The sequence below is a fragment of the Photobacterium sp. GB-50 genome, assembly GCF_003026755.1.
Taxonomy (GTDB): Bacteria; Pseudomonadota; Gammaproteobacteria; order Enterobacterales; family Vibrionaceae; genus Photobacterium.
On record NZ_PYNX01000016.1, the window covers coordinates 84632 to 95449 of the forward strand.

General features: G+C 41.5%; 10 protein-coding genes, 1 rRNA gene and 1 riboswitch. Of the genes, 8 read left to right on the plus strand and 3 right to left on the minus strand.

The features are described from left to right. The 3 genes from C9J41_RS16830 to cysQ all read left to right on the plus strand — a co-directional run bounded on the left by C9J41_RS16830 (window position 1) and on the right by cysQ (window position 2314). The gene (locus tag C9J41_RS16830; protein WP_107207769.1) at window positions 1-759 is read left to right on the plus strand and encodes a type II secretion system protein N; all 759 of its coding nucleotides are present in this window, start codon (window positions 1-3) and stop codon (window positions 757-759) included. A gap of 160 nt (window positions 760-919) precedes the next feature. Further along, window positions 920-1477 (plus strand): ADP compounds hydrolase NudE, encoded by a 558-nt coding sequence (gene nudE, locus C9J41_RS16835; protein ID WP_107207768.1) that lies wholly within the window; start codon window positions 920-922, stop codon window positions 1475-1477. 3 nt (window positions 1478-1480) lie between these two features. Next, on the plus strand, window positions 1481-2314 hold the full coding sequence (gene cysQ / locus C9J41_RS16840; RefSeq protein ID WP_107207767.1) for a 3'(2'),5'-bisphosphate nucleotidase CysQ: 834 nt from the start codon (window positions 1481-1483) through the stop codon (window positions 2312-2314). 65 nt (window positions 2315-2379) lie between these two features. On the opposite strand, the gene sthA is transcribed toward cysQ, so the two are convergent. Then, window positions 2380-3795 carry a Si-specific NAD(P)(+) transhydrogenase gene (sthA, locus tag C9J41_RS16845; RefSeq protein WP_107207766.1) on the minus strand — a complete coding sequence of 472 codons (1416 nt, stop codon included), beginning with the start codon at window positions 3793-3795 and terminating at the stop codon, window positions 2380-2382. Window positions 3796-4100: 305 nt separating this feature from the next. Between sthA and fabR the strand changes: the two genes are divergently transcribed. Beyond that, window positions 4101-4733: an HTH-type transcriptional repressor FabR gene (gene fabR, locus C9J41_RS16850; protein ID WP_107207832.1), complete on the plus strand. Its 633-nt coding sequence runs from the start codon at window positions 4101-4103 to the stop codon at window positions 4731-4733. Window positions 4734-4760: 27 nt separating this feature from the next. Continuing rightward, window positions 4761-5141, plus strand: coding sequence for a YijD family membrane protein (locus C9J41_RS16855; protein ID WP_107207765.1), 381 nt, complete (start codon window positions 4761-4763; stop codon window positions 5139-5141). A gap of 67 nt (window positions 5142-5208) precedes the next feature. On the opposite strand, the gene trmA is transcribed toward C9J41_RS16855, so the two are convergent. Continuing rightward, on the minus strand, window positions 5209-6315 hold the full coding sequence (gene trmA / locus C9J41_RS16860) for a tRNA (uridine(54)-C5)-methyltransferase TrmA (RefSeq protein ID WP_107207764.1): 1107 nt from the start codon (window positions 6313-6315) through the stop codon (window positions 5209-5211). A 148-nt stretch (window positions 6316-6463) separates the two neighbouring features. Next, a riboswitch (cobalamin riboswitch) is annotated at window positions 6464-6705 on the plus strand. A gap of 31 nt (window positions 6706-6736) precedes the next feature. On the opposite strand from trmA, the gene btuB reads away from it, so the two are divergent. Beyond that, complete coding sequence (gene btuB / locus C9J41_RS16865) at window positions 6737-8596, plus strand: TonB-dependent vitamin B12 receptor (RefSeq protein ID WP_107247528.1); 1860 nt, start codon at window positions 6737-6739, stop codon at window positions 8594-8596. Window positions 8597-8837: 241 nt separating this feature from the next. Then, window positions 8838-9650 carry a glutamate racemase gene (gene murI, locus C9J41_RS16870; protein ID WP_107207762.1) on the plus strand — a complete coding sequence of 271 codons (813 nt, stop codon included), beginning with the start codon at window positions 8838-8840 and terminating at the stop codon, window positions 9648-9650. Here the strand turns inward: murI and C9J41_RS16875 are convergent. After that, the gene (locus C9J41_RS16875; RefSeq protein WP_107247527.1) at window positions 9613-10083 is read right to left on the minus strand and encodes an RNA-binding protein; all 471 of its coding nucleotides are present in this window, start codon (window positions 10081-10083) and stop codon (window positions 9613-9615) included. The genes murI and C9J41_RS16875 overlap by 38 nt on opposite strands. 622 nt (window positions 10084-10705) lie before the next feature. On the opposite strand from C9J41_RS16875, the gene C9J41_RS16880 reads away from it, so the two are divergent. Then, window positions 10706-10818, plus strand: a 16S ribosomal RNA gene (locus C9J41_RS16880); the annotation flags it as partial.

Here is a 10818-nt window from a genome sequence, read left to right on the forward strand (position 1 = left end):
GTGAAATTTAAACTCGCTATCGGCGCAACATTTGGGGTGGTATTTATTGCCAGTACTATTGTCCATTTACCGGCTAATTGGGCATGGCAACAAGCACCAAAAGTTAATGGTTTATCATTAAGTGGTATTCAAGGAACCCTATGGCAAGGCTCTGCTAAGACCGTTGTGTGGCAAAATCAAAGTTTAGGTCAAATTCAATGGGACATGAAACTGGGTAGTCTATTTACAGGTAAACTCGCGTTTGATGTCCGATTTGGCCGTGGCAGTGATATGCAACTACAAGGTAGTGGTATTGTCGGTTATAGCACCTCGGGACCGTTTGCTGAAAAGCTCTTAGTCTCTGTACCAGCAGCTAATGCCATGCAGTATGCCAAGTTACCTGTGCCGTTGACATTAACAGGTAATATTGAACTTACGGTACGTGATTATCTGTATGCTGCGCCGTATTGTAAAACCTTGAATGCAACGTTGGCTTGGGCACAAGGTAAGGCGTCAACACCCATGGGAAATATTAATCTAGGCCCTGTTTTTGCCGATTTAAGTTGTCAAGAAGGTGCTATTTTAGCAAAAGCCTCACAGTCGTCTGATGATGTTAGTAGTGATTGGCAAGCAAACTTAGCTAAAAATAATAGTTACAGCTTATCAGGATGGTTTAAACCGGGGGCTACATTTCCTGAGCAATTGTCTCAACAATTAAAATGGTTAGGCGATCCTGATTCAAAAGGGCAATATAAAATTAATTACTCAGGGCGTTTGTAATTATCTAATCGTCGCGATGTGAGTGGTTATTAATCACAAACTGAATAGTAAGAGGCAGTCTAAGTAGACTGCCTCTTTATTTATCTGCGCGATTAGCTTTTAATGAAGCATAGGCACAAACAAAATTTTTCTTCGCGATAACATGACATAGGGCTTTAAGATGGCGATCAGTAAAGATAAACCTCAAATCTTATCTGCAGAGGTTGTTGCTCAATCACGACTGTTTAAAATTGAATCATTGGATTTGCGTTTTTCTAACGGTGTTGAGCGTACCTATGAACGTATGAAGCCAAGTGGTCGCAATGCGGTGCTGATTGTCCCTGTGACGGAGCAAGGTGATTTATTGTTGATCCGCGAATATTCAGCAGGTACTGAACGTTATGAATTAGGCTTTCCTAAAGGTTTAATTGATGAGGGGGAAACACCGACTGAAGCGGCCAATCGTGAATTAAAAGAAGAAATTGGTTTTGGTGCCCATCAACTACAACCATTAAAAGAAGTGATATTAGCCCCGTCTTATTTTTCCAGTCGCATGACATTGTTTTTAGCGCAAGATCTGTATCCTGAGAAACTTGAAGGTGATGAGCCTGAGCCGTTAGACATTATTCGTTGGCCATTAGCACAAGCAGAAGAGCTTCTGACGCATGTTGATTTTGCCGAAGCGCGGAGTATTACCGCATTGTTTTTAGCATTGAAGCAATTAGCACGAAAGGAGTAACCAATGGCCTATTCGCATTTACTGCCTGATGTGGTTGAGATCGCTCGAGCATCAGGTCAATTGATTTTAGATATTTATCAACGTGGTCAGTTTGAGAAACAGATCAAAGATGATAATACGCCAGTGACAAGTGCTGATCTTGCGGCTCATAAGTTAGTGATGGAGCGATTGACCCAATTAACGCCTGATATCCCCGTGTTATCTGAAGAAGATGCTAGCGTACCATTAACAGAGCGGAGCCAGTGGAAACGTTATTGGTTAGTTGATCCATTAGATGGTACGCAAGAATTTATCGCTGGTAGCGGTGATTTTGCGACAATCATTGCGTTAGTTGAAGATAACCGTCCGATCATGGGAGTGGTTTATGCGCCCGTATCTGGGGTGTCATATTATGCCTATGCAGGGAAAGGCGCGCATAAGATTACCGCTGAAGGTGAAAGTGTCAAAATTGCAACTCATCATCATGAAGAGAATACGAAGTCTATTGTTGTGGCCATTAGCCGTCGCCAAGAAATCAGTTCTATCACATCGCGATTAGATCCAAGCTACAACTATGAACTCGTCCCATTAGGATCTGCAGCATTAAAATCATGTTTGGTGGCAGAAGGTGCGGTAGATTGTTATTTACGCTTGGGACCGACAGGTGAGTGGGATACCGCAGCAACCCAGTGTATTGTAGAAGAGGCGGGCGGTCGTATTCTTAATACCCATTTGACACCGCTGTCTTATAACGAGCGTAATACATTAGAGAATCCAAATTTTATTACCTTAGGTGATGAAGGCTTGCCTTGGGCTGATATCTTAGAGCCGGATGATCGGATGATGAATGTCGATTAGGATGCAGGATAAAAACGGAGCAGATAAGCTCCGTTTTTTATTGGCTAATAGTTTTGGCTATAGGGTTAGAATAAACGGTTTAGGCCATTGAGTGCTGCCACTCGATAGGCTTCTGCCATTGTCGGGTAGTTAAAGGTGGTATTGACGAAATAATCTATCGTATTACCTTCACCTTTTTGTTCCATGATCGCCTGTCCGATGTGAATAATTTCTGCAGCGCGCTCACCAAAACAATGAATACCTAAGATCTCTTTGGTTTCTCGATGGAATAAAATCTTTAAGCTTCCCACTTCTGTGCCAGCAATTTGCGCACGAGCAAGATGCTTAAATTGGGAACGTCCCACTTCATATGGCACTTTCTCTGCGGTTAGTTGCTGCTCTGTCTTACCTACCGAGCTGATCTCAGGAATGGTGTAAATACCCGTTGGAATATGATCAATTAGCTGACCTTGAGCTTGTCCTTTACTGATCGCTTGTGCTGCAAATCGACCTTGGTCATAGGCTGCACTAGCAAGGCTTGGATAACCAATTACATCCCCCACCGCATAAACATGATCGACTTCGGTTTGATAACTGCGGTTAACCTTGAGCTGTCCACGAGAGTCAGGGGTTAAGCCAACATGTTCGAGCGCGAGTTTATCGGTATTACCAGTACGGCCATTGGCATATAAAATACAATCTGCACGCATTTTCTTGCCAGATTGTAGATGTAGGATCACCCCGTCATCAGTCCCTTCAATCTCTTCAAATATCTCATCATTACGTATCATCACCCCGTTGTTCCAGAGGTGATAAGACAGGGAGTCTGATATTTCATTATCAAGAAATTCCAGTAAGCGTTGACGGGTGTTAATTAAGTCAACTTTAACGCCAAGGCCCCGGAAAATAGACGCGTATTCACAACCAATCACACCTGCGCCGTAAATAATAATATGGCGAGGATCGTGCTCTAAACGTAAAATTGAATCACTGTCATACACGCGGGGGTGATCAAAATCGACACCGTCAGGATGGTAAGGACGAGAGCCTGTTGCAATAATAAATTTATCAGCACTGTAGCGCTCAAGGCTGCCATCATTGCTTTTTACTTCAACATTGTGACTGGCAATAAAGCGTGCCTCACCATGAATAATTTGGCATTGGTTACGGTCATAAAACCCCTGGCGCATCCGTGTTTGCTTATTTACAACGACTTCAGCATGACCGAGGATTTGGCTAAAGGTGCTGTGAAGTGTTGAGTTGTTTTTGCAATAAAGCGGGTTTTGATTAAATTCAATAATACGACTAACAGCATGACGCAGAGCCTTCGATGGAATCGTTCCCCAGTGCGTACAGCCCCCACCAACACTGTCTTCGCGTTCAATAATCGCAACGTTGAAACCGGCTTTAGTTAATCCCATAGCAGCACCTTCACCGCCAGGGCCACTACCAATAATAATCACATCAAAATGACTGTTATTACTGCACTGCGTATCCGTCATCACATTATTCCTATCTGTATTGGTAACATTTTTGCATCGTAAGTGTAACGATTTGTAATCAATAGGAGAATCAATAGATGGTCAGAGCTGGCGAGGGATCACGCTCTATCGCTGAGTTGGAAGAATAAATGCGAATAATTACCCTAAACGGTGAGGTGGTAGATTGTGATGTGTGTGAATAAATGATGTTAATCTGGCTTTGCGTGAAGGCGGTTGAGCCAGTAGTATAGGACTATTCTTACGCGATGGTTTATCTTCATTTAGTTGCGTATTATGGTCAGAAAACTATAGAGAAGCAGATGTCCATGGGGATCAGGGCTCAACAGAAAGAAAAAACCCGTCGCTCGCTTATCGATGCTGCGTTTAGCCAGTTAAGTGCAGACAGAAGTTTTTCTAATTTAAGTTTACGAGAAGTTGCTCGTGAAGCTGGGATTGCCCCAACATCGTTTTATCGTCATTTTAAAGATATGGACGAATTAGGTTTAACTATGGTGGATGAAGGTGGATTGATCCTTCGTCAGCTAATGCGGCAAGCTCGTCAACGTATTGCGACCGAAGGGAGTGTGATCCGCACCTCGGTTGAGACGTTTATGGAGTTTATCGAAAGTAGTCCTAATGTCTTTCGTCTACTATTACGTGAACGTTCAGGCACATCAACAGCATTTCGTGCTGCTGTTGTCCGTGAAATACAACACTTTGTTGCTGAACTAAGTGAGTATCTTGAGGCCAAAACTGGGGTGGCGCACGAAGAAGCGTATACCCAAGCAGAGGCGTCTGTTACTTTAGTCTTTAGTTCAGGAGCGGAAGCGTTAGATCTGGATAGCCATGCTCGTGCTGAGCATGCAGAAAGATTGATTATGCAATTAAGAATGATTGCAAAGGGTGCTTATTGGTACCGAAAAGAGCGTGAGCGTCGAGAGCTCAGGCAAAAACTATAACCTTATTTCGATTTTGTGGTGAAGGATATGGACAAGCAACAAGTTAAAGCAGAACGTAAAACTCTAGTTCTATCATTACTAGCGGGTGTATGCGGTAACGCAACATTAGCAGTACTAACGTCAAGCAGCGTGGCATTCTCTATTTTCCCTGTGCTTGCATTTGTATTGGCGGTGTACTGCCTGTACCAAGAATACCTACGTAAGCCAATGACAGAAGGTACGCCTGCGATTGCAACGGCATGCTTTTTTGTCGGCGCATTTGGTTACTCTGCATGTCTTCGTGCAGCAATTCCAGAAATGGGCTCGAACTTCTTACCATTAATGATTGCACTAGCGCTGCTATTCTGGGTGAGCTACAAAATGGGTATAATGAATAAAAAAGCCAAGCCAGAAGTTGAATCGAAATAATTTCATTAAGATCAAGAATAAAAAAGGCGCCTTCAGCGCCTTTTTTATTACGGGCTACTTGGTAATATTATTTACGTTCAAGTAATACACCAGCTTCCATATGATGGGTATATGGGAATTGATCAAATAAGGCAAAACGTGTGATTTTGTGTGTTTCACACAGGATGTCTAAATTCTCTTTGAGTGTTTCAGGGTTACAAGAGATATACATGATACGCTCATAACCTTGCACCATACGGCAGGTTCCCTCATCCATCCCCGATCGTGGAGGATCGACAAAGATCGTATTGCAGTTGTAGCTTTGAAGATCCACATTTTGATCTTTTAAGCGGCGGAACTCACGCTTACCTTCCATTGCATCAGTAAAATCTTCTGCAGACATGCGAATGATTTGTACGTTATTAATGTTATTAACCGCAATGTTGTATTGCGCAGAATCTACAGATGGTTTTGCTAATTCTGTTGCTAATACGCGTTCGAAGTTTTGTGCTAGTGCCAGTGAAAAGTTACCGTTACCACAGTAAAGTTCAAGCAAATCACCCTCGCTGTCTTGAGTGCAGTCAACAGCCCATTCAAGCATCTTTTGTGCAACTTCACCATTCGGTTGGGTAAAGCTGTTTTCAACTTGCTTGTAGGTTAGGGTGCGATCGTGCACTTTTAATTGTTCGATAACATAGTCTTGATCCAGTACGATTTTCATCTTACGAGCACGGCCGATAAGATTTAGCTTAAAACCTTCATCATTTAGGCGCTGTTTTAGCTGCTTAGCTTCTGCTGTCCACTCATCATCAAGTTGGCGGTGGTAAAGCATAGAAACAAGGATTTCCCCACTAAGGGTTGATAAGAAATCGACTTGGAATAATTTATGACGTAGCGCTTTAATGGGTTTGATCGCATCAACCAGCATCGGCATCAAATCATTGATCAGACGGCTTGCCGCAGGAAATTGATCAACGCGGTATTTTTCACGTGTTTCTTGGTTAAACATGATATAGAAAAGATCTTCACCCTCATGCCAAACACGGAATTCTGCACGCATGCGGTAATGCTCTGCAGGAGAGGCAAACACCTCGAGTTCAGGGGTATCAAAATCAGCACAAATGTTTTGAATACGCTCTGCCTTTTCATCCAACTGTTGCTGATAATCAGCGGTGTTAAGGATGGTGGATGTCATAGTGTATGCCTCGACTGCTCAAAATAAGAGCGCAGATTTTATTGCATTGCACAGTGATGTCCAGTGTTACGCCGAGAAAAAGTCTTTTATTGCGTAATTTATTTATAACTAATAGCAAACAAAACTAGACATAAAAGCGATACATCACTAGCATCTGCACTGCGCTGGTTAACCATGGGATGGTACGGGAATACGGTGAAAATCCGTAACTGACGCGCAGCGGTAATAGAGAACGAACGCACACGGATGTATTCCAAACACTGTTTTAACAATATGATTAATCAATAGATATGGAATGATGTATTGTTGAGATGGGAAGTTGATGCCTAGGCGACCTTCTTCAGGTCATGCTCTTAAGTCCGAATACCAACCAGCGGTAAAGCACTTTTGCTTTGTTATATACGCGACTTAGGATCCTCAAATGAAAAAAACACTTTTAGCGCTGGCGGTCACGTCGGTGTATTTCCCTTCTTTTTCTATAATAGCAGCAGAAGATAACACCCAAACCGATGATGTGATGGTCGTCACTGCCAACCGTTTTGAACAACCTGTGACTTCAGTACTTGCGCCATTTAATGTCGTGACCCGCCAAGATATCGATAAGATACAAGCCAAAACACTCACAGAAGTGATTAGTTTATTACCGGGTGTGCAGGTGACGCAAAATGGTGGGCGCGGCCAGCTAGCCAGTATTATGGTACGTGGTACTAATTCCGATCAGGTACTCGTTCTCGTTGATGGTATTCGTATGGCACGAGCAGCAAAAGGTGCGGTTGATTTTAACCAAGTTCCTTTGACTCAAGTTGAGCGCATTGAATTTACTCGCGGCGCTCGTGCTGCAATCTATGGTTCAGAAGCGATTGGTGGTGTAATCAATATCATTACATTGGCTGATGTTGATTCACCATCAAAAACGAAGCTGAATGTAGGTATTGGTAGTCATAACTATCAAGAGGCGAGTGCATCAGGCGCGTATAAAGTTGGTGAAAATGGTTTGCTGCAACTTGCTGTAGGTTATGAAGATGATGAAGGCTATAACGTTAAGCCACAGCCTGGATTAAATGATGGTGATAAACATGGCTTTGCTAGTCGTAATGCCATGATTGCTTATCATCAACGTTTTAGCGATACCTTAAAAGGGTTTGTCTCTACACGTTGGTATAAAAATCAGTACCAGTATGACAGCTCATTCGTTGATTTCTTTTCTGGTGAACCAGTACATCAATATATGCAGTCAGAGCCTGAGTTATTTGACTATAGCGCAGGATTGGATTTAGATTTAGGGCGTTACCAATCTAAGTTAATTGCAGATTACCAACATCAAACGAATTACGATTACAATAAAGCGGCGACCACGACGCCTGTTGTTGCCAGTCAGGATGAGAAATTCACTCAACGCAATCTACAGTGGAATAACCATTTTACCGTTAACGACAATCTACAATTAGTCGGTGGTGTTGATTGGCGTAAAGAGTCATGGCAAGACAAGCTATCTTCAGATGCCGTTAGCAGAAACAATACGGGTATTTATGGTATTGGTTTAGTGAATGTTAATGATTTTTCATTAGAGTCTAGCTTACGTTTAGACGATAACCAGCAGTATGGTTCTCAGTTTACTTATAACGTGGCTGGTGGTTGGTATATCACTGATGAAGTGCAACTACGTACATCTTACGGCAGTGCATTCAAAGCGCCGAATTTATTCCAACTATATTCACCATTTTACGGCACTGAAACATTAAACCCTGAGAAATCAAAAAATGCGGAAGTGGCTATTGAAGCTAACTACAACGTGATTGATTTAGCTGTTACAGGTTATCGCATGGAGATTGATAACCTTATTGGTTTTAATAACACGTCTTGGAAGTATTATAACGAATCAGGAAAAAGCAAAATCAAAGGTATTGAAGTTGAAGCAGACTTTGATACGGGCTTTTTATCTCACCAGCTCAACTTTGACTTTAAAGATCCCCGTAATAGCCAAGGGCAGCGTTTAGATCGCCGCGAGAAATTCTCGTTTAAGTGGGTAGGTACAGCAAGTGTTGGTGATCTCGATAGCGCACTAACGTATCAATACCATGGCAAACGTCCAGATCAATATGGTCCAACGGGTGAGTTACCGGCTTATGATACTTGGGATCTGGCATTAACATATTGGCTACAGCCAAAACTTGCCTTAAAAGGGCGAGTAGCGAACCTTCTAAATGAAGATTATGAGACTGCTGGTGGTTATCAAATGCCTGGCCGTACTTATTACACCAGTATTAACTACCAATTCTAATCGAAAACGCAAGATTAAGGCCGCTAATATAGCGGCCTTTTTAATAAAGCTTGTACATAACGGGAAGATTCAGTACTAACCTTTGTGGTTGATGATCAGTTTTTCCAACGATCTCTAGATATTACATGGAAAATATAGAGAGAACTGAACGATTTTATTATCAGCGGTATCAGTTAGCTAACTGGGCTGTTTGCGAGAACTGAAGATCGCAGTATCATAAGGTGAGTAATGTTTATTAGGTATGGTACGAGTGAAAAAGATTGTTATTTTTGATTCTGGTGTAGGTGGTTTATCTGTTTATAAAGAAATCTACGATCTTTTACCGCAAGTGCAATATATCTATGCCTTCGATAACGCCGCCTTCCCGTATGGTGAGTTACCCGATAATATACTTATTGAGCGTACCAATCATATTGTCTCGACATTAGTTGAGCAATATCAAGCAGACTTAGTTGTTATTGCGTGTAATACCGCAAGTACAATTGTATTACCGACCCTGCGCCAAAATCTTAACATTCCTATTGTAGGCGTTGTTCCAGCGATTAAACCTGCTGCGAAGTTAAGTAATACCAAAGTCATTGGCTTATTAGCAACGCCTGCAACGGTTAAGCGTGAATATACGCATCAGTTAATTAACCAATTTGCTAGTGATTGCGAAGTTAAAATGATTGGTTCAACCCGATTAGTAGAAATGGCTGAGCAAAAGCTACGTGGTGAATCTATTTCTCTTCATGAACTCAGTGAGATTTTAGCGCCATGGCAACAGCAAGTAGATAGCATTATTTTAGGTTGTACACATTTCCCATTAATTAAAGAAGAAATAAAAGCCGTTCTTAATAATGAAGTGAATGTTGTGGATTCCGGTAAAGCGATAGCGCTACGCGTATCGTCCTTGTTAGGATTATCTGCACAAGAAAAACAACCCCATAATAAAATAAATAACCTTACATATAGCAGCGCCGCTACACAAAGTGTAGCGGCGCTGAATAAAAGTTTACGTCAAATAGAGCTGGGTACTATTCAGTCTCTACAATATCCGTATCTGCGTTTTTAGGCTCATTAGCTTCACGTACTTTTAACGTACGTTGACCGTATTCTTTATTGTTTAATTGCTCGATAGCACTATCTGCATCTAAGCTACTCATTACAACAAAGCCAAAGCCTCTGCGCTTGCCTGTACGTTTATCCTTCATTAGGCGTACAGCAAAAACATCGCCATGCTCAGCGAATAGATTTTTAACATCAGTCTCATTAGCGCGATAAGGAAGGTTACCAACATAAAGGGTTTTGCTGCTTTGAGAGGTTTCAGTATTATCGACAGGGGTCACTTCTTTAGGTTTTTGCATGAAGTAAAGTGCAGCACCGACAGCAATTGCACCTAAAGCAAAGCTAATAGAAGAATGAAGAGTAGGAATAAGGCTAAGAATTAATGCACCGATAATAGCAATAGCTAGAGCGGTTATTATGGTTGGATTATTTGATTTCATATTTAATTAAACTACATCGTCAAAATGGAAGGAAGAATGCGTAATGTTTCTTTTAACATCGAACTCACAATGATATTACTTTCATTGAGTTGTAATTACTAGCGAGTGAACCATCAGTTCATCAAATGTTGTAATTACAAGCGTATCAACCACAGTAGATGAAATAACGAGCAAATACATTATTTTTTTCAAAAAAGACTTGTCAGAGTGATCGAAGTCTCTATAATGCCGCTCCATCGAAAGGGAACACGAACAAACAAATGATCGAGTTCAAACTTTTTGAATTATTAATATCGAATAACGATTAAATCTTTGGTTTTGCCAAGGGTAGTTAATAAGAAAGTTTAAAGTTAGAATTTCTTCTTGACTACAGTTAAGGGCTGAGTACAATACGCATCCCTGACCAATATTAAGTATTGAGTCAACGTTCTTTAACAATTTGACCATGCAATCTGTGTGGGCACTCGTTGAAAAGTTAAGTCGAAAGATTTATCAATGATACTAGTGACCAATACAAATAACTTCGGTTATTTGGCACAGTCAATTCAAATATCCTAACTAGCTTCTAGTTAGCGGTATTTTAACAGTATTCATTGAGCCGGTCGAAAGACCACAAAAACTTTAATTGAAGAGTTTGATCATGGCTCAGATTGAACGCTGGCGGCAGGCCTAACACATGCAAGTCGAGCGGTAACAGATTGATAGCTTGCTATCAATGCTGACGAGCGGCGGACG